Genomic DNA, 19,911 nt, shown 5'->3' with positions numbered 1-19,911 from the left:
TGGCCGAGCTGATATGCCGTGAGGATACGTGAAAGAAAGAAACCGACGGCGCCGAAGAATTGACCATGGCGAGCCGCCTTATTGCCCACTGGCTCGCGTTCGCGCCGCTACTGCTCCTCGCCACCCTCCCCGCCGCCGCGCTGCTGGGGCTGAGCGGAGAGACAGTGCGGGTGCTGTTGCTGGGCCTTCTGGCCGGTACGCCCGGTCTCGCCGCCATTGGCCTCGCCATCGCCGCGCTCACCGCCAGCCTAAGGGGCGGGGCAGCGCTGGCAGGCCTGATGGTGATCCCGCTGGCCGTGCCGATCCTGATCTTCGGAGCCGGCGCCCTCGCCCGCCCCGATCCGGCGGCGCTGGTCTTCACGGCAGCGATCAGCCTGGGGTTGTGCGCAGTGGCGCCCTTTGTCTCGGGGGCTGCGATGCGGGCTGCTCGGGAAGGCTAAAGGGGCCTGTCAGCAAACGACCCCCACTCAGACGTTCAAATTCAGCGCTCCCTTCGCTATGGTCACACCATGACTCCGAACCGCCAAACGGGACGTCCGCGCTGGTTCGCCCTCATAGCAATCTTGTGGATGGTATTTGGAACGTTCCTCCTCGTTCTTATGACTGCGCTAAATGGACGACCTCTCCCCGCAAACGTGCCGAGCAAGCCAATGGCTCTGGCTGGGTTCGTAATGCTCATGAGTTTTGTCTATGCGCTGCCGGTCTATCTAGTTTTACAAGAACGTCGGTATCTTCGAATGCGAAAAGAGCACTCTAGCTTCCGCGGCTATGGTTTGGCCACTGGGTCGATACTCATGCTGTGGAGCCTTCTTCTACTTCTCCCACCCTTCTTCAACTAATAGCGGCTTTCCACCCCAATAGCAGACGCCATCAATAAGGCGGGCGGTGCAGCCCCTTGGGGCTCTCCGTGAACACCACGTTGCCATCCTCCGTAATGCCGATCGAATGTTCGAACTGCGCGGACAGGCTCTTATCCCTCGTCACCGCCGTCCACCCGTCGCTCAGCATCTTGGCGTGCGGCTTGCCCGCGTTGATCATCGGTTCGATGGTGAAGAACATGCCGGGCTTCAGCAGCGGGCCGGTGCCCGGGCGCGCGGCGTGGATCACCTCGGGCGCATCGTGGAACAGGCGCCCCACGCCGTGGCCGCAGAACTCGCGCACCACGCCATAGCGGTGCTGGCGGGCATGCGCCTCGATCGCGGCGCCGATGTCGCCCAGCCGGTTGCCCGGCTTCGCCTGCTCGATGCCGAGCATGAGACATTCATAGGTCACGTCGACCAGCCGCTTCGCCTTCAGCGGCACCTCACCGACGTAATACATGCGGCTTGTATCGCCATGCCAGCCGTCCAGCAGCGGGGTGACGTCGATGTTGACGATGTCCCCGTCCTTCAGTGTCTTTTCGCTGGGAATACCGTGGCAGATCACATGGTTGACCGATATGCAGCAGCTATGGGCATAGCCGCGATAGCCCATGGTCGCGGGCACCGCGCCGCCCGCCAGCGTGCGCTCCCGAACGAAATCATCGAGCGCCGCCGTGCTGACGCCGGGCACCACCAGTTCGGCGATATCGTCAAGGATGGAGGCGGCAAGCTGGCCTGCGCGGCGCATCCCTTCGAACCCTTCGGGCCCGTGCAGCTTGATGGAACCGTCGCGAATGACGGTCTCGGCGCCGTCGATGACCTGATATTCGTTCATGCTGCCTCACATAGCGACTCGCCTGCCAAAATGCGAGGCGTTCAGCTTTTCACGGAAAACGACCCGCGATACTCCGGTTTCACTGCGTCGAGAACGGCTGCAGTCACCGGGAAATCCAGTTCATAGGCCCCTTCGGCGTAAGGACCTGCGACATAGGGACCGAAATAGACCGTCATACGGTCGAAGGTCTTGCCGTTGGATGATCCCACCAGAACCGTGGAGTCCTTGATCGGCTGACACTCGTTGAAACCGTAATTGGCGTTAGCCGAATCAACGGGCTCGCCCCGCTTTTTCTGCCGTTCGGCATTAAGCGCCTTGCAGAGCCTGTCGCCAAGCGCGGCTTCGAGAGCGGCGGCGGAAGTGAACAGCTCCACGCCCTCCATGCCTTCATCGTTCTTCTTGTTCCAGACGAGCGACTGCAATCCGCTCATCCCGTGGGCCCCGCCGGTATAGGTATAGGTATCGGCAGACAGGCTCAGCCAGTTGGGAAGATCGGCAACGACCTTCCATTCCTTTTCGTAGCCGCGGCTGCGGCAGGCCGAGCAATCGGGCGGACTATCGGCCTGGGCGCCGTTCCATCCCGCCTTTTCGTTCGCGAGCGCCTTGTCCTTTTCCGCCGTCAACTGCTCGGCCAGCGCGGGTTCGGCGGCAACAGCCTTGGGATAGCTGTAGGCGAATTCCCAGGTTCCGCCGTTCTTTTCCGCCGTCTCCTTCACCGAGAGCCCCTCCAGCGCGGGCTTCTGTGCGCTGGCCCCGGCGGTTGCCTGCGCGGCGGAATCGGAAACGCCTGTTTCGCGCGCGAAGTCGTCCTGGGAGGAACAGGCTGCACTCGACAGAACCAGCGGAATCATCAACAGGGCGGCACGCATATCAATCTACTCTCGTAATCCGGATGAACCGACAATGGCCGACACCCCCGATCTGATCCAGCCCGACCGCGGACAGGACGCGATCCCCATCCATCTGGTGAACAAGGATGGCTTCGAAGAATGGGCGAAGACGCTATCCGGTCCACAACGCGCGGCGCTGGCGGCGCAGAAGTTCGAAGGCGGGGGATATCAGACGGCGATCGTCCCGGCCAAGGACAATGACGGCGAAGGCTGGTTCGCAGTCGGCGGGGTGGCGGATCCGGCCAAACTTTCTAGCTGGTGCATGGCCAAGCTGGCGGAGGTGCTGCCCGCGGGCACTTATCGGCTGGAAGGGCGCGAACCCGGCCCGGCCCTTCACGGCTGGCAAACCGGACAATACAGCTTCACACGATATCGGACCCCGGAAAACCCGGTCGGCCCGCGCATCCTGCTGACGACCGAGGTCAAGAAGATCGCGCCCGCGCTGGCGGAAGCGCGCGCGGTTTGCCTGGTGCGCGATCTGGTCAACACCCCGGCAGAGGACATGGGGCCCGCCGCGCTGGAGGAGCAGGCCGAAAGCCTCGCGAAAGAGCACGGCGCGAAGCTGGATGTCACGCGCGGCGATGCGCTGGAAAGCGGCTACCCGATGGTTCACGCCGTCGGCCGTGCCGCCGCGCGCAGCCATTCACCGCGGCTGCTGCATCTGGTCTGGGGCAAGGAAAGCGACCCGGTGCTGGCGGTGGTCGGCAAGGGGGTATGCTTCGATTCGGGCGGGCTGGACGTGAAGAGTTCGTCCGGCATGCTGCTGATGAAAAAGGACATGGGCGGATCGGCGCATGCCTTGGCGCTTGCCGGGCTGATCATGGGCGCGGGGCTGGCGGTGCGGCTGCATTGCATCGTGCCGGCGGTCGAAAACGCGATCAGCAGCAATGCCTTTCGCCCGGGCGACGTGCTCAAGACCCGCAAGGGCATAACGGTGGAAATCGGCAACACCGATGCCGAGGGGCGCCTGATCCTGGGCGATGCGCTGACCCGCGCGAGCGAGGAGAAGCCCGATCTCGTTCTGGATTTCGCCACCCTGACTGGCGCCGCGCGCGTGGCGCTGGGCCCGGACCTGCCGGCACTGATGACCCGGCGCGACGAAACGGCGGACGCCCTGATAGCGGCGGGCAAGGCGCATGACGACGAGGTCTGGCGCCTGCCGCTGCCCGAAGTCTATCGCGAATATCTCAATTCCGACATCGCGGACACCAACAACGCGCACACCGGCGGCTTTGCGGGGGCGAGCGTGGCGGGCCTGTTCCTCGACAAGTTCGTCGGGGAAGGGATCGACTGGGCGCATTTCGATACCTTCGCCTGGCGCCCCTCCCCTAAGCCGGGACGGCCCAAGGGCGGGGAGGCATTGGGCCTGCGCGCGGCCTGGCATATGCTCCAGGCCCGCTATGGCGCCGCGTAACGCGCCGATCGCTCCGGCTTGGGACAAGCGCGGCCTGCCGCTTGCCCGCGCGGCCGCGTGGCGGTAACGCCGCGCACTTCGATGATCACTCCGACGACATGGACCTCTTTTTCGTGAGCGCGGCACCGACCGGAGAACTCGCCCTGACCGGGCCGAGCGCGCGACTGGATTCGCCGACCCTGCCCGTGCGCGGCGATCTGGCCCATGTGCGCCTGGCCGGGCGGGTTTTCGTGCCGCATTATGCCGCCCCCATGCCGCATGTGCTGACCGATACCGCGGCTCTGCTGACGTCCCCGCGCAGCGACGGGGTTGTACGCGAAACGCTGCCCCCCGGCACACCCTTCGCAGTGCTCGACATCGCTGGCGACTGGGCCTGGGGCCAGGTGGGGGAAGACGGCTATGTCGGCTATCTGCCCACGGCGAGCCTGCGACGAAGCGATTTCTGATGTCCGCCCGGACCGAACCGGGTGACGTCCTGCATCTTTATTCGTACCCCGCCTCGAAGTAGGAGCCGCGCTTCGACGATCTCAGGGCGAACGATCTGGAGGTAACGCCTTGTCCCATACCATTTTCATCGACGGCGCCGCCGGGACCACCGGGCTCGAAATTCTCGACCGGCTGACCGGGCGCGACGAATTCGAACTCCTGGTGCTGGATGAAGCGCGGCGCAAGGATGCGGGCGCGCGGCGCGAAGCGCTGAACGCGGCGGATGTGGCGATCCTGTGCCTGCCCGACGATGCGGCACGCGAAGCGGTCCGGCTGATCGCTCCGGACAGCGGGACGCGCGTGATCGACGCCTCCAGCGCGCATCGGGTGGAGGAAGGCTGGACCTATGGATTCCCCGAGATCGTCGGCCGCGATCGGGTGGCGGAGGCGCAGTTCGTTGCCAATCCCGGCTGCTATCCCACCGGCTTCCTGGGCCTGGTCGCGCCACTGGTGAAGGCCGGACTGATTCCCTCCGACTGGCCCTATACCGTCAATGCCGTCAGCGGTTATTCGGGCGGCGGCAAGGCGCTGATCGAGCGGTTCGAAGCGGAAGGCGATATCGCCTTTCGAACCTATGCCCTCGACCTTTCTCACAAGCACCGGCCGGAAATGAAGATCCATGCCGGGCTCAAGCATGGCGTGATCTTCGCGCCCTCCGTGGTCCCCGCCTATCGCGGCATGGTCGTCGAAGTGCCGTTGCACCTGGGCGCGATGTCCCCCAGTCCAAGGGCGGACGATCTGCGCGCCGCCCTCGCCGATTTCTACGCCGGTTCGCACGTGATCGCGGTGGCGGAAAAGGGCGATACGACCGAATTGCTCCTTCATAGCCACCAGGCGCCGAGCGACGGCATGACGCTGCATGTGCGCGGCAATGAGGAAGGCTATCACACGCGTCTGATCGCGGTGCTGGACAATCTGGGCAAGGGGGCCAGCGGCGCCGCGATCCAGTCTCTCAACCTGATGTGCGGCCTGACCGAGACAGCCGGTCTGCGCCTCTGATCTGCCCAAATCTTAGGCAGGCACCGCCCATCGCTTGGGCACCGGGGTGGCCCAAAGCGTCGCAATTGCGCAGCATGTCGCCGCAGCTTTGCAAATTGTGCGCCGAACCGCCCTTGCATGGCTGCTGCGATGCGGTAGGCCGTGATCCACAGGGCTTGGCACGATTCTTGGTAACACTTTGTTAGGATCGAGCCGCAGGGCACGGCGATAGGGGAAGCGGAGCAGCGTGAAAAAGATCGAAGCGATCATCAAACCGTTCAAACTGGACGAGGTGAAGGAGGCGCTGCACGAGATCGGCGTGTCCGGCATCACCGTGACCGAGGCCAAGGGCTTCGGCCGGCAGAAGGGCCATACCGAGCTGTATCGCGGCGCCGAATACGTCGTCGACTTCCTGCCCAAGGTTAAGCTCGAGGTCGTGGTGCCGGAGGCGCTGGCCGAGCGGACGGTGGAAGCGATTTCCGCCGCCGCTCAGACGGGGCGCATCGGTGACGGCAAGATCTTCGTGTCCACCATCGAAACCGCCTTGCGCATCCGCACCGGCGAACGCGACGACGACGCGATCTGAACTTCAAAGACGGGGTCCACCCAGCACAAACCAAGGACGGAGAATACCGAATGTCGAAAGCAAAGGATGTCCTCAAGCGCATCGAGGACGAGAGCATCGAGTGGGTGGACCTGCGCTTCACCGATCCCAAGGGCAAGTGGCAGCACCTCACCATGGTGGCCAAGACCCTCGACGAGGATCAGCTTGAAGACGGGCTGATGTTCGACGGCTCCTCCATCGCAGGATGGAAGGTCATCAACGAAAGCGACATGATCCTGAAGCCGGACCTCGAACAGGTCTATATCGATCCGTTCAGTGCCGAACCGATGATGATCGTGTTCTGCGACGTCGTGGAACCGTCCACCGGCGAATGGTACGCGCGCGATCCGCGCTCCACCGCCAAGCGTGCCGAGAACTTCCTGAAGTCCACCGGCGTGGGCGACACCGTTTATGTCGGCCCGGAAGCCGAATTCTTCATGTTCGACGATGTCCGCTTCGAAGACGGTTATGCCGCCTCGGGCTACGCACTAGACGATATCGAATTGCCGACCAACAGCGGCAAGGAATACGAGGCGGGCAACATGGCCCACCGTCCACGCGCCAAAGGGGGTTACTTCCCCGTGGCGCCGGTCGACAGCGCCGTCGACATCCGCGGCGAGATGGTTTCGACCATGATCGAAATGGGTCTCAACTGCGACAAGCACCACCACGAGGTGGCCGCCGCGCAGCACGAGCTGGGCCTCACCTTCTCCACCCTGGTCCACACCGCCGACCAGATGCAGATCTACAAGTATGTCGTGCACCAGGTCGCCCATGCCTACGGCAAGACCGCAACGTTCATGCCCAAGCCGATCAAGGCGGACAACGGCAGCGGCATGCACACGCACATGTCGATCTGGGAGAATGGCAAGCCGACCTTCGCGGGCAATGGCTATGCCGGGCTTTCCGACAATTGCCTCTACTACATCGGCGGAGTCATCAAGCACGCCAAGGCGCTGAACGCCTTCACCAATCCCACCACCAACAGCTACAAGCGTCTGGTGCCCGGCTTCGAGGCGCCGGTGCTGCTGGCCTATTCGGCGCGCAACCGTTCGGCATCGTGCCGCATCCCCTATGGTGCGGGCGAGAAGGCGAAGCGGGTGGAGTTCCGCTTCCCCGATGCGATGGCCAACCCCTATCTCGCCTATGCCGCGCTGCTCATGGCGGGGCTCGACGGGATCACCAACAAGATCCATCCGGGTGAGGCGATGGACAAGAACCTCTACGACCTGCCGCCAGCCGAGCTGGCCGACGTGCCGACCGTCTGCGGATCGCTGCGGGAGGCACTGGAGGCGCTGGAGGCCGATCACGAGTTCCTGCTGAAGGGCGATGTCTTCACCAAGGACCAGATCGACGCCTATGCCGAGCTGAAGTGGGAAGAGGTCCTCCGCGTGGAGACCACTCCGTGCCCGGCGGAATTCGACATGTATTATTCGGCCTGAGGCCAGTGGCCATCGGGCAACACCGGCCCGAACCGCAGTCTTGAAACAGGCGGCGTCCGGAGAAATCCGGGCGCCGTTTGTTTTGGACTTTCCAATACCGAACCAACACCCATCCTGTTGTAAGGAATAGGATTTTCCTACACGCGCCCCCTTTCTCTAGTCTTTGCCTCGAATTTCTTTCCACGAGGTGTCCCATGTCCCGCAGAGCCGTTTTCGCCATTTTCCGTCGCTTGGTTGGCCGGGGGCTTCGCCAGCGCGAAGTGAATGCGATCGATGGCGCACTTGATCAGGCCGGGGTGCCGCGCGATTCCCGCGTCGCCCAAACTGCGGGCCCGGCGTGCATCGACCTCATCCGGAGTTTCGAAGGCTGCGCAAGGAAGCGGCGCGACAGTCGTTATGAAGCCTACCCCGATCCCGGCACCGGCGGCGCACCCTGGACCATCGGCTGGGGTGCCACCGGTCCCGGAATCGGACCGGGCACGATCTGGACGCAGGAGATGTGCGACACCCGGCTCGATCGCGACGTCGCGCGCCATGCAGCCGAAGTGTCGGAGGCTCTGGGCGATGCGCCGACCACGCAACATCAGTTCGATGCCCTCGTCAGCTTTCACTACAACACCGGGGCGATTGCTCGGGCGACGCTGACGCGCAAACACCGCGCGGGCGATCACGCCGCGGCCACGGCCGAATTCGCCCGCTGGAACCGGTCCGGCGGCAGGGTTCTGAAAGGGCTCGTCCGGCGCCGCGAAGCCGAGGCGGCCCTTTACGACGCCTGATTCCGGGCCGTAAGTCCGGAACCGCGGGTGCTCCTTGCCGTTGGGCCAGCAACACGGAGATTAACAAATGAAGTGGCTAACGTATGCGGTTGCCGTCACCTCGGTGGCGGTCGCAGCACCCGTCGTCGCTCAAGGTAACGGCAAGGCCAAGGGCAACGACGAGGCACAACACAATAATGGCGCGCAGCAAGCCAAAGGCGGCGGCAATGGAAATCCCAAGGGAAACGAAGCCGGAAACGGCAATTCCAAGGCGCGCGTCTCGTCCGGCATGATGGCCGGCCCCGAGTTTGCGGGTAAGGGCAATGACGTCGACGCTGACAGAAAAGCGGTACGTATCCGAGAGGACTACCGCACGGGCGCAGCGTGGCGCGACAATAGGGGCAATAGCGGCAAACGGGGCGATCTTCGCCTCGCCCGTGATGACCCGAGCCTCGATCGGCGGAACCCTGCGCACCTCGCTCCGCGGGCCACAAAGGACCGCGCTTTCGGCGAACAACGCGTGCTGGTGCCTGCCTGCCCGCCGGGACTCGCGAAGAAGAACAACGGCTGTCTTCCGCCCGGACTTGCGGGAGCCAGAGAGGATCCGGTGTTCGGATACGACTACAATCCCAATTTGTTCGGACTGCGCGTCCCAGCGCAGGGCCAATATGCCTATCGCGATGGCTATCTGCTACCGATCGGCAACGCGGCCGGCGGATATATACCACTGCTGGGCGGGGCCTTGTCGATCGGGCATGTCTGGCCACAAACCTATCCAAGCTACCAACTTCCGGACTATGTCGGAAATTACTTCGGCGTGGGCGATCGGGACCGCTATCGGTATGCCGACGACGTAGTGTATAGAGTGAACCCGGAGACTGCGGCTATAGAAGCTGTGGCCGCGTTGCTGACGGGCAGCAATTTCGAAGTCGGCGGCAGGCTTCCACCTGGATACGATGTCTACAATCTGCCGCGTCCCTATCGGGACCGTTACGTGGACAGCGCCGATTCCATCTACCGCTATGCCGACGGGCGCATCTATCAGGTCGATCCTGCAACGATGTTAATCGCCAAGGCGATCGAGCTCGTCCTGTGAGCGGGCGGTTGGCAATGACGGCGCTGATGGCGCTGGGAACCGTGGCTTGTTCTACTCAGAAGCAGCCGAATACGGTCGACCGAGTCATAGACAACAGCCGCCAGACGGTGGCGAGCGTGGTCGCGGGCGAGCAACGCTTCGGGAAGCTCGCGTGGGCTTTGGCCGATACGCAGCTCGCTCCGGTGCTGGACGGCCAGGGCGATTACACGCTGCTCGCGTTCGAGGATGCGGGTTTTGCAAAACTGGGGGAGAAGGCAGATCAGTTGTCCAGCGTGGCAGAGCGCCCACTGCTCGCCGCAATCCTGCGTGCGCACATCTTGCCCGGTCAGGTAACGCCTGATTCCATCCGGGCGGCGATCGCCCGGGCTGATGGTCCGGTCGAAATGCGCACGATGGCAGGCGACACGGTGACTTTCTCCCAGGACGGAGAAAGGCTGACGGTCAGCAATGGTCCGGTAACCGCGAGGATAGAGCCCGATGCGGTTGCTGCCGTGAACGGTGCGGTCCTGCCGATCGACAGCGTGCTCATGCCAGGCTGAGTAAAAGCTCAGCCCCACCGGGAAAAATACCTAGGCAATTGCCTTCGATTTACGGCCGCGCCCGGCCGCCATAGCGTTGTGGGCGACCTGAAGCGCTGGTCGGTGCCCCACCAGCCTTCCTTACTTGGCCCCGCCTACCGGCGGGGCTTTTTTCCGGTCCCACCCCACCGCGCTGTGCCGATCAGTAATCGCGGGATACTTCGACCAGCGCGCTTTGCCGGCCCACGGTCGAAACGCTGGCCAGCAGCGACAGCCAGCTGGTCACCCTGAATTCCAGTTCGGTCGCCGAATAGCCGCGACCATCGGTGATCAGCTCGGCATAGAACCGCCGCCCGATGTTCTTGCCCAGCGCGACGCCGGTCTCCCGATTGATGGTCGGATCGGCGGGCACGATGCGCAGCCGGTCGAGCCCGATGGCGGAGCGAAGCTGGTTGATCGGATCGAGACCGCCGCCCCCTCGAAGGCTGGCCACGGCCGCCCCCAGTTGCAGCGCATCGGTCGCGGACAGCGATGTGATCGAACCGCCGAACAGCAGCCGCGCCAGGATCTCCTCCTCCGGCAGCGCCGGCGTGGAAGAGAACGTCACCTCCGGCTCCATTGCATTGCCGGTCACCCGCACCTCGACTTCGGTGCCATTCGCCTGGGTATCGGCCACGATATCGAGCCGCGGATCGATCGGCGCGGTCTCGTCGAAGCTGATGATGCCGCGCGTGAGTTCGAAACGGGTGCCCGCGAAACTGTACGTACCGCGAACCACCTGCGCCTCGCCGCCGATGCGGGGATCCTCCGTCGTTCCGCGCAGAATGATGTCGGCGCCCCATTCGCTGTCCAGCCCCAGTCCGCGCACGTCGATCCGGCTGTCGGCCTGCGCGTTGATGAGATAGCGCCAGGTGCCGCGCGTGGTGTTGGCCGGGCCGATGTCGCTCGGGGTGTTGATTTCCCGGGTGGCGATTCGGGGCAGCCTGCGTGCGTCGGAAGTGGTGCCCAAGCGCCAGCTCGCTTGATTAACCCGCACCCGGCCCGCGATCGTACCGCCCAACCCGTCGGAAACGATTCGCAACGGGCCCGTGACGGTGGCGGACAGGCCGTTGGCATCCAGCAGATGCGCATTGCGGGCCGCCACCCGTACGTCCAGCGTCGGCCCTCTAACTTGCAGGAAGCGGCCCTGCACCCGCTCCCCCAGGCCGGCGAGGTCAACAATCCCGCTGCCGGTCACCGCCCCCCCATTGTCGGCGGTGCCGGAAAAACTGGTGAGCGCCAGACGCGAACCGGCAAAGGTTCCGCGCAGCCTGACATTGCGGATGTCCGTTCCGGACAGGGAGCTTCGCACGCGCAGGCCGTTGCTGGTCACCGACCCGCGCACCTGCGGGTCTGCCAGCGATCCGGTGGCGTCGGCGGCAATGGAAACCGGGCCGGTCATGTCGAAAGCCTCGACCGCGACCAGGCGCCACAGGCTCTCCGCCGCGCCCTGGTAGCGAAGCTGGGCATTGAGACGTCCGGCCCGGATGCGCGCGGCGATGTCCTCACCGGCAGGCAGGTCCGTTACCCGCATTTGCAGGCGTCCGCGCTGAATATCCTGATTGCGGAAGATGGCGCGCGCGGACAGCGCATCGGCCGACAGCTCCGCGACCAGCGCCAGATCGACCGGCATCGATGTCAGAACCAGCCCGGAACGAGTCAGATCGTCAACCTTCACCCGGACGTCGGCTTGTGGGGGGGCACCACCCTCCTGTGCATAGTTGACGATGCCCGAAGCCGTCCCGCCCACGCCGATATCGCTCATGACCAGATCCAACAGCGATAACGGCATCCGGTCGAGCTTGAGCGTGAGCTGCAAAGCATTGCCGCCGAAGCGCCCATTGGCCAGCAGGTCCCCGTCGCCATAGCTGACTTGGGTCGGAGCGAGCCGCCATCCGCCGTCCTCCAGCTCGGTCAGCACGGCGCGGCGCGGCATGGTGATCTTTCTGCCGCCCAGTTCGCCCCGCGCGGCCAGTGCGATCCGCTGCGGCGCCACATCGCCGTTGAGATCGAGCGCGAAGGTACTCGAGCGGCGACCTGCAATGGACGCATCCACATGCCCGACCCCATCGGTGATCTGGCCCTGCGCTGCGAACCTGCCGAGGAACAGGCTCCCGTAGCTCAGCCCGGCGCCGCGTACATTGCCGGTAAAGTTTGACCTGCCATCGGCGAGCACTCCCTGCGCGCGAATGGTGGCGCGCCTGATGCCGATCGGGGTCTCGCCGCCGAAATTCGCGTCCCGTGCCCGCAAGGCGACATCCAGTGCCTGCCCCCCGTCCCTGGGCGCCAAAGCGATGGTTCCGTCCAGCCCCCCGCCCGAAAGATCCAGATTGCCCGACAGCGCACCATCATTGAGTGTGAGCGCGCCGGTTGCGGTGGTGTCACTGAAGGTCAGCCTCCTGATATCGATGCGGGCCGGTTCCCCGGCCGGCATGATCAAGCCAAGCGCGCCATCGAACGGCCCCAGCAGGGACTGTCCGCTGGTCTCGATATCGAAGCCCTCCTCGCTCGGCGCGAGCGCGATCCGGACATCCGCCAGCCCGGCCGCGGGCAGCGGATTGGCGAAGACCAGCGTGGCCCGGGGGCCGTCCGCGGCGATCGTGGCCTCTATGGTGAAAGGTCCGTAATCCGCTTGGCTCCCGGTTCCCGCGAGCGTGGTGCGCCCACCCTCGACACGCCCCGTGAGCGTCGCGGAAAGCTTGGCGCCCTCGATGCGCATCCGGTTGAAGGCGACGGGACGGTTCGCGCCCAGTGCCAGTGCGCCCTGAAGCCGCAGCGAAGGTCCGGCGAGATTGGCGAGTGTCGCATTGCTGATCGGCGCGATCCGGGCCGAGAGCGCCCCCGTCAGCGCCCATGGCGAGGGGCCGCCTATCGTGAGATCAATGCGCGCATTGCCATTCGCCCGGCCAATATTCCTGAGCGCGAGCTGGCGCGCCTCCACCATCCCGTCGATGCGGAAGGTCCCGCGCGCAAGATCGCCAAGCACGGCCACGTCGGCGGAGGTGTTGGGGAACACGATCCTGAGCCTGTCGGACGCGATCCGCCGCCCATCGATCGTCACCACGCCATCCACGCGTCCGCCAACAAGTCGCGGATCGATCAGCGCGTTTCCGCTGTCGACACGCGCGAGCGCCGCGTCCACCGGTATCGACCACTTGCCGCCCTGGACGGTGGCGGTGCCCTCCTGATTGAGCCCGGTGATGCGTATCCGACCCAGATCGACGCGGCCGGCCCGTAGCGAGTGCTTGATGGTGAGATCGGCAAAGCCGCCCTCGATCATGCCGGTCAGGCGAGCATTCTGGAGCCTGAGATTACCCAGCGCGAGCGGCGCCCGCGACAGCGCCGTCACGTCCATGCCCTCCACCCCGTTCTCGGCCAGGTCGATGACGCCCTCGGCGTCGATGAACAGCACGCGGCTGGCGAGGCGGTAGCGCCCATCGAAGCGGCGGTTGTCGATGGCGGCTCTGGCATCGATCGAGACGACGTCGCCGGCCAGGCGCGCAAGCGTGCCGGTGAGCAGGGATTGGGGGCGTACCTGCCCGAGAAGGTGAAACATTCCGGCGCGGTTGGTCAACGTGAAGGCGGCAAACCGGCCCTCGTCCCGCCGCACCACCACATGTCCTTTCCATTGGGACCACGTGCCATCGCCTGCGATCCTGGCGCGCCATGCGCTGTCGCTTCCCAGCATCGCCGCAACCGGCCCACCGGCGGCACCGCGATAATCGAGCGCGAGGTCGAAATTGTCGCCATCGGGTTCAGCATCGAGATGGATCGCGTACCGATCGCCAGGGCCTAGACGTCCCTGCGAATCGAGCATCAGCCGCCGATCGGTAACCTGCACTTCTGCCCGCAGATTGACGCGCTGCGGGTCGGGCCCCGCAATGCCCGCCGCCAGCGTCAGATCGTCGATGACGAGACTGTCGATCGAAATGTCGAAACCGGGAAGCGCGGGACTGTCGGGATCGCCCGACCTGAATTCGGGCAGCCGCAGCAGCCTGCCCCGCTGCGCCGCAAAGTGGGCTATGTCGAGCCGGTTCGCCAGCCAACCACGGGGATTCCAGTCCACCACGGCACGCGGAATGGTCGCGAAAACGCCCTTGGTGTCGGATAGCACCACGTCGTGAAGCACGGCCTTGCCGTAAAGATTACCGTCGATGCGACCGATCCGGATGTTCAGGCCGTTGGGCAGGGTCTGCGCGGCGATCCGGTCCGAAAGGAAGCGTTGGCCGATGGGCGTGTTGAGCAATAGAGCCGCGCCCGCGACGAGCAGCAGGAGCGCGCCCAGCGCCCCCACGGTCCATTTCGCTATGCGCCGCCTATTGCCCACCCGATCGGCCGTAACCTGATCGGTCGTCTCCTCGTCGGGGAGATCGTCCGGCGGCGTTTCCCCAGCCATCAGAACGCCTGACCGAGCGACACATAGACCGCCACCACGCTGTCGTCGGGGTCGGGATTGATGGGGAAGCCGACGTCCAGCCGCAGCGGGCCGAAACCGGTGGCATAGCGCACGCCCACCCCGGCGCCGAACTTGTTGGTGCGGAAGTTGGGCGTCGTCTCGATGGAGACCGATCCCAGATCGAAGAAGGGCACCACCGAAAGCGCGCCGTCGAAAAATCCGGTCCGGATGCGTGCTTCCAGCGAGGCCTCAACCAGCGACCGGCCGCCCGTGGGCTCACCAAGATCGTTTTTGGGACCGATCGCCTGATAGCCATATCCGCGGACGGACGCCCCGCCGCCCGCATAAAGCCGCCGCGAGGGCGCGATCGCGAAGATCGGGGCTCCGGGTATCGTGGCCAGGCGCAGCCGCCCGGCCATCACCACCGAGTCACTGACGGACCGATAGTAGGACGCATCGAACTGGTTGCGGACATAGAAAAAGTTCTCGCCCACGGTGCGCGAAGCTTCGGGCGCGACAAAGGCCGTGAGACGAAACCCGCGGGTCGGATCCAGCAGATCGTCGCTGGTGTCGATGGTCGCGCGGCCGAAAATGCCGGCGATGAAATATTCCTGCCGGTCTCTCGGGATGCCCGAGATCACCCGGTTGCGCTCGTCCGTGTAAAGCACCTCCGTACCCAGCGCCCAGCTGAAGGGCTTCTGGAACAGCAGGTTCGAGAGGCGTTCGAAGGAGGCGCGAAATGCCACGGTGCGGGCTTCGAAAGCGGCATTGTCCTGTGTCGAGGCGTAGGCATCGAAGGTCAGCACCTTGTCGCGGCCACCGAAATTGTTAAATCGCACCGTCACCCCGCCGAGCTGCTCCTGCGTTCCGGCGATGCCGCGCACGCGCAGCAAGCCTTCCGGCGGAAACAGATTGCGATGCTCCCAACTCGCCTGCACGCGGAAGCCTTCTTCGGTTCCGTAACCGATGGCGCCGGCAATGGTGCGCAGCTTTGCGCGTTCCAGAGCTACTGCCATGTCCACCGTGCCCGGCGCTCCGTCTGCTGGCGGCGAAACCTCGTTCGGGGTCACCGTGACCGAGGAGACCAGGCCGGTCGCTAGAATGGCCCGGCGCAGATCGAATTCCAGGCTGCGCCGATAGATATCGCCCGATTCGAAGCGGGCGATCTGCGCCAAGTGGCGGCTGGACAGGAATTCGGGATCGCTGCTGACGACCGATCCGAACCTGTACTTGCCATTGGGCGCGACCGGCATCGTCAGATCGCCCTCCCGCCGTTCGTGATCGATCAGCAGCTGGGGGTCGTCGATGACCGCGAACGGGTAGCCGCTTTCCCCGAGCGCCGTGTCGAGATCGGCCCGCTCGGCCACTATCTCGTCGCTTTGGAGGTAATCGCCGGGCTTGATCCCGAAGTCGCCGCGAAGTGCCGGGCCGTCCGAAGCGCTGGTAAGATTGCCCAGATCGATGGCCCCGTAGGTGTAACGCTCGCCCGGGATCACATCGAAGCGCACCCTCGCGCGGTCGCCGGCGTCATCCTCGCCGGCATCGATCGCGCTGATCGATCGCACCACGCGGCCGTCGTAATAACCATAGACGCGCAGGAGGTTGGCGAGCAGCGTTTCGTCCTGCTTGGCCCGCGCCCCGAGCTGGGCGAGATTATCGGAATCGCTGTCGAGTTGCTTGATCGTGGACAAATCGGCGAACCGGTCGACGAAGTCCCCAGTCGCGGAAAAGGGCGGTTCTTTCTGCGGGAAGCCAAGGATCAGATCGTCGCTGATCCGTTCGGTCTCGGCTTCGCTGAAGGCGAGCTGCGGGCCGGTCAGCTCAAGGTCTGCATACTGGACCTCCTCCCCCGGCTCGAGCTCCTCCAGCGGTGGCAGGTCCAGGTCCTCGGGCCAGGCGAGTGCGGAGCCATCCAGCGCCATGGTCGGCGAATCGGGATCGATCGCGGCTGCGCTTTCGGTTTCGCTGGTGCCCTGCTGGGCCCATTGCTCGGGATTTTCGACCGCCGCGTCGGGAATGAGATCTTCGAGCGAGAGGCCCGTGCCTCCGTCCTGCGCGAACGATGGCATGGGGAGGAGCGAGAGTGCGACGCCGGTCAGCAGGCCGGGGACGACCGGCCCGGTGCGCCGGTCAGGCGATGACGCGATATTCCGCGCGCGCCCCGTCCTTGCCGGGCATGCTGGGGCGGATGCCGCCCTTGCGAGGCTTGGTCGCGGCAGCGATGAGGCGGCTGTGCTCATCATCGCCGATGCGTTCCCACCCGGCACGGGCCAGCCGCTCCATGGGGCGGAAACGGACCTTGTACTGCATCCGGTCGGACCCTTCGACCCAGTACCCCAGGTAGACGAAAGGCAGGCCATGCTCCGCAGCGCGGCGAATATGGTCGAGGATGATATAGGTCCCAAGTCCCGAACGCGCCTCTGCTTCAGGGTCATAGAAGCTATAGATCATCGACAGCCCGTCACCCTGGAAATCTGTGAGGCAGGCACCGACCAATTTGCCCGGTTGCGACCCTACCCCGGGTTCCCGATATTCGATGACATAGCTGGATACCGGGGAGTGTTCCACCATATCCGCAAAGTCGCTTTCCTCCATCTGCGTCATGCCGCCACCGGGATGGCGTGCCGCGAGGTAGCGCTGGAGGAGTTCGTATTGTTCGGGGGTCGCCCAGGGGCGGCATTCGCTCGCCACCAGATCGTCATGCGCCTTGAGCGTGCGCTTCTGGCTGGAGGACGGCTTGAATTCATCGGCCACCACGCGAACCGACACGCAGGCCTGGCAATCGAGGCAGCTGGGGCGATAGGCGACGGTCTGGCTCCGGCGGAAACCGATCCGGCCCAGCGCTTCGTTGAGCTCGTCGGCATTCTCGCCGCGAAGCTCCGTGAACACCTTACGCTCGCTGCGCCCCGGCAAGTAAGGGCACGGGCTGGGCGCCGTCACGAAGAAGCGGGGGAAGCGTATCGGGGCAGTCACGCCAAAGCAAATCCTGTCCTGCGGTGAATCGAATGTCACCTGTTAACGGGATTTTATGCATGTTTCTCAGGCTGGGTGAAAGGGCTTTAACCACGATTCGGCGCGACTCGTCGCACAAGCGCCTCCTGACGGATGGTTAATGGGGCTGTCGCCTCATTCCAGCTCGAAGGTTTCGACCGAATATCCCTTGGCGCGCAGTGCCTCCACCAGCCTGGCGATCTGGTTGGCATCGCGCGCTTCGCACTCGATATCGGTATAGAGCCCCTTGGCCGGGAGCGAAGTGAACACGCGCTGGTGATGGATTTCGATGATGTTAACAGTGTGCGCGTCGAACAGGCCCATCACATTATAAAGCGCGCCGGGCCGGTCCTGGAGCGCAATCCTGAGCCGCGCCATCCGCCCGCTGCGCACCAGATCGCGCAGGAGGACATTGGCCAGCAGGCGGGTGTCGATATTGCCGCCGCACAGCACCAGCCCCACGGTCTTGCCCTTGAACCGCTCCGGATTGGAGAGTACCGCGGCCAGCCCGGCCGCGCCCGCGCCTTCCACCACGGTCTTTTCGATCTGCAGCAGCAGCGCGACCGCGTGTTCCAGCGCGCCCTCCTCAACCAGCAGGATCTCGTCGACCAGTTCGCCGATGATCTGCGCGGTGAACTCGCCCGGCGCCTTGACCGCGATCCCCTCGGCCAGCGTATCGCCGCCGCAGGGCAGGTCGCTGCCCGTGACGCGCGAAAACATGGATGGGAACAGCCGCGCCTGAACGCCGATGAGCTGGATGTCGGGATTGTTCGCCTTGGCCACCGTCGCCATGCCGCTCATCAGGCCGCCCCCACCGATCGGCACGACCAGGCAGTCGAGATCGGGGCGCGCCGCCAGCATTTCCAGCGCTACCGTGCCCTGTCCCGCCGCGACGATGGGATCGTCGAAGGGATGGACGAAGGTCAGGTCGCGCTCGCGCTCCAGCTTGCGGGCGTGGGCATAGGCCTCGTCGAAGGTCTCTCCATACAGTTCCACCTGCCCGCCGACACTTTCGGTCTGCATGACCTTCACGGTGGGGGTCGTGCGCGGCATCACGATGGTGACCGGCACGCCCAGCCGGGTGCCGTGATAGGACAGGCCCTGGCTGTGATTGCCCGCCGAGGCCGCGATCACGCCACGCCGCCGCTGCTCCTCGGAAAGTTGCAGAAGCGCGTTGAGCGCGCCGCGCTCCTTGTAGGCGGCGGTGAACTGCAGATTCTCGAACTTGAGCCAGATGTCGCAGCCCGCAATTCGCGACAGGGTTTGCGAATGCAGCATGGGGGTCTCGACGATCGCGCCCGCGATACGATCGGCGGCGGCGCGAACATCGGCAAGTGTGAGGCGATCGGTGGCGGACGAGGTGTCTGGGGCTGTCATTGCGCGGGCGGCTTAGGAGCGGGGGCGCGCGGGCGCAATCGCGCGAATGGCTTTGCCTCGCCCGCGCTTTCGCCTAACCCGGCCCGCATGAAGACCTTCGCCCTGGCCATGTGTGCCGCCGCCGCGCTGATCGCGCCCGCCCCGGCTCTCGCCGATCAGCTCATCGACAATGTCGAGGGAATTCGGCTCGACGAAGACGGCAAGATCGATCGATTCGAGGCCTTGCTCATCGACGATGGCGGCCGGGTGAAGGCGGTTCTCCATCGCGGGGACAAGAGACCGTCTGACGTCGATTATCGGCTGGACGGCAAGGGACGCACGCTCATGCCCGGCATGATCGACGCGCATCTCCATGTCATGGACCTCGGCCTATCCGCGATGCTCCTGGATCTCAGCGATACCAATTCGCTCGAGGAGGCGCTGGACAAGATAGCCGCCTTCGCCCGCGAAAATCCTGCAAGGCCATGGATCCTGGGCCGGGGCTGGAATCAGGAAAAATGGGGACTCGGACGTTTCCCCACCGCGGCCGATCTGGATGCCGTGGTTGCGGATCGCCCCGTGTGGCTGGCAACGTAATAACACCGGGTTGAATACCCGTGAGCAGCGGAGCGTGGCCAGGCGTCACGCCCAAATCGCCGAGGCTACCGCGAGCCGTCAACTGCTTAACGATACCGGAAAACAACGCTTTTTCCGCGCTAACGATTTCACATAGCATTGTAGACATGGACGTTATCTCCTTCCGTCATCAGCACTGCACATCGGCAAATACAAGCTCACCAATTAAAGCGTTTTGGCTTTTTCAATGGCGTCTTCGATGCTGCCCACCATATAGAAAGCATCTTCCGGCAGGTCATCATAGTCGCCAGCCAAAATGCCCTTGAAGCTACGCACAGTGTCTTCACGGCTCACATATTTACCCGGGTTGCTGGTGAACTGCTCCGCCACGAAGAAGGGCTGAGAAAAGAACTTCTGAATCTTCCGCGCGCGGAAAACAAGCTGCTTGTCCTCTTCAGACAATTCATCCATACCCAAAATAGCGATGATGTCTTTTAGCTCGCCATATCGCTGCAATACCTGCTGTGCATCCTGGGCAACTTGGTAGTGCTCTTCACCTACGATCAGTGGATCTAGCTGACGACTGGTTGAATCCAGTGGGTCTACAGCAGGATAAATACCTAAGTCAGTGATCGCACGAGAAAGCGTTACCGTCGAGTCCAAGTGAGCGAAAGT

General features: G+C 64.4%; 15 protein-coding genes and 3 pseudogenes. 10 read left to right on the top strand and 8 right to left on the bottom strand.

The window, feature by feature from the left end; all coding sequences use genetic code 11:
* Positions 1-50: 50 nt before the first annotated feature.
* A pseudogene (locus tag ACFDTG_RS12960) lies at positions 51-440 on the top strand (heme exporter protein CcmB); the annotation flags it as partial.
* A 430-nt stretch (positions 441-870) separates the two neighbouring features.
* On the opposite strand, the gene map reads toward ACFDTG_RS12960, so the two are convergent.
* Positions 871-1,695 (bottom strand): type I methionyl aminopeptidase, encoded by an 825-nt coding sequence (map, locus tag ACFDTG_RS12955; protein WP_375291454.1) that lies wholly within the window; start codon positions 1,693-1,695, stop codon positions 871-873.
* A gap of 41 nt (positions 1,696-1,736) precedes the next feature.
* On the bottom strand, positions 1,737-2,564 hold the full coding sequence (locus ACFDTG_RS12950) for a DUF3298 and DUF4163 domain-containing protein (protein WP_375291453.1): 828 nt from the start codon (positions 2,562-2,564) through the stop codon (positions 1,737-1,739).
* 34 nt (positions 2,565-2,598) lie between these two features.
* On the opposite strand from ACFDTG_RS12950, the gene ACFDTG_RS12945 reads away from it, so the two are divergent.
* The 8 genes from ACFDTG_RS12945 to ACFDTG_RS12910 all read left to right on the top strand — a co-directional run bounded on the left by ACFDTG_RS12945 (position 2,599) and on the right by ACFDTG_RS12910 (position 9,899).
* Entirely contained in the window at positions 2,599-3,999 is a 1,401-nt protein-coding gene (locus tag ACFDTG_RS12945; protein WP_375291452.1) for a M17 family metallopeptidase, read from the top strand.
* A gap of 98 nt (positions 4,000-4,097) precedes the next feature.
* Positions 4,098-4,445: an SH3 domain-containing protein gene (locus ACFDTG_RS12940; RefSeq protein ID WP_375291451.1), complete on the top strand. Its 348-nt coding sequence runs from the start codon at positions 4,098-4,100 to the stop codon at positions 4,443-4,445.
* A gap of 109 nt (positions 4,446-4,554) precedes the next feature.
* Positions 4,555-5,484 carry an N-acetyl-gamma-glutamyl-phosphate reductase gene (argC, locus tag ACFDTG_RS12935; protein ID WP_375291450.1) on the top strand — a complete coding sequence of 310 codons (930 nt, stop codon included), beginning with the start codon at positions 4,555-4,557 and terminating at the stop codon, positions 5,482-5,484.
* A 226-nt stretch (positions 5,485-5,710) separates the two neighbouring features.
* Positions 5,711-6,049: a P-II family nitrogen regulator gene (locus ACFDTG_RS12930; RefSeq protein WP_375291449.1), complete on the top strand. Its 339-nt coding sequence runs from the start codon at positions 5,711-5,713 to the stop codon at positions 6,047-6,049.
* A gap of 50 nt (positions 6,050-6,099) precedes the next feature.
* Positions 6,100-7,509 (top strand): type I glutamate--ammonia ligase, encoded by a 1,410-nt coding sequence (gene glnA, locus ACFDTG_RS12925; protein WP_375291448.1) that lies wholly within the window; start codon positions 6,100-6,102, stop codon positions 7,507-7,509.
* Between the two features lie 194 nt (positions 7,510-7,703).
* Positions 7,704-8,285, top strand: a complete 582-nt coding sequence (locus ACFDTG_RS12920; protein ID WP_375291447.1) for a lysozyme — start codon at positions 7,704-7,706, stop codon at positions 8,283-8,285.
* Positions 8,286-8,352: 67 nt separating this feature from the next.
* Positions 8,353-9,360, top strand: coding sequence for a hypothetical protein (locus tag ACFDTG_RS12915; RefSeq protein WP_375291446.1), 1,008 nt, complete (start codon positions 8,353-8,355; stop codon positions 9,358-9,360).
* 14 nt (positions 9,361-9,374) lie between these two features.
* Positions 9,375-9,899, top strand: a complete 525-nt coding sequence (locus ACFDTG_RS12910) for a fasciclin domain-containing protein (RefSeq protein WP_375291445.1) — start codon at positions 9,375-9,377, stop codon at positions 9,897-9,899.
* Between the two features lie 181 nt (positions 9,900-10,080).
* Here the strand turns inward: ACFDTG_RS12910 and ACFDTG_RS12905 are convergent, their stop codons facing one another.
* From ACFDTG_RS12905 to ACFDTG_RS12890, 4 genes are all read right to left on the bottom strand, one after another.
* A complete protein-coding gene (locus ACFDTG_RS12905; protein WP_375291444.1) occupies positions 10,081-14,313 on the bottom strand; it encodes a translocation/assembly module TamB domain-containing protein in 4,233 nt (1,410 codons plus the stop codon).
* Positions 14,313-16,382: an autotransporter assembly complex family protein gene (locus ACFDTG_RS12900; protein ID WP_375291443.1), complete on the bottom strand. Its 2,070-nt coding sequence runs from the start codon at positions 16,380-16,382 to the stop codon at positions 14,313-14,315. Before ACFDTG_RS12900 ends, ACFDTG_RS12905 begins: the two co-directional genes overlap by 1 nt.
* Positions 16,383-16,443: 61 nt before the next feature.
* Entirely contained in the window at positions 16,444-17,286 is an 843-nt protein-coding gene (locus ACFDTG_RS12895) for an arginyltransferase (RefSeq protein WP_375291442.1), read from the bottom strand.
* A 153-nt stretch (positions 17,287-17,439) separates the two neighbouring features.
* A complete protein-coding gene (locus ACFDTG_RS12890; RefSeq protein WP_375291441.1) occupies positions 17,440-18,681 on the bottom strand; it encodes a threonine ammonia-lyase in 1,242 nt (413 codons plus the stop codon).
* Between the two features lie 87 nt (positions 18,682-18,768).
* On the opposite strand from ACFDTG_RS12890, the gene ACFDTG_RS12885 reads away from it, so the two are divergent.
* Positions 18,769-19,257 (top strand): amidohydrolase family protein, encoded by a 489-nt coding sequence (locus ACFDTG_RS12885; protein WP_375291440.1) that lies wholly within the window; start codon positions 18,769-18,771, stop codon positions 19,255-19,257.
* A gap of 46 nt (positions 19,258-19,303) precedes the next feature.
* Here the strand turns inward: ACFDTG_RS12885 and ACFDTG_RS12880 are convergent.
* Both ACFDTG_RS12880 and ACFDTG_RS12875 read right to left on the bottom strand, forming a co-directional pair.
* Positions 19,304-19,396: pseudogene (locus ACFDTG_RS12880) on the bottom strand (F0F1 ATP synthase subunit epsilon); the annotation flags it as partial.
* Positions 19,397-19,461: 65 nt separating this feature from the next.
* Positions 19,462-19,911: pseudogene (locus ACFDTG_RS12875) on the bottom strand (F0F1 ATP synthase subunit beta); the annotation flags it as partial.

It is taken from the genome of Qipengyuania sp., assembly GCF_042095715.1.
Taxonomy (GTDB): Bacteria; Pseudomonadota; Alphaproteobacteria; order Sphingomonadales; family Sphingomonadaceae; genus Qipengyuania.
The sequence above is the reverse complement of the archived record's forward strand: the minus strand, read 5'-3'. Positions and strand labels throughout refer to the sequence as shown.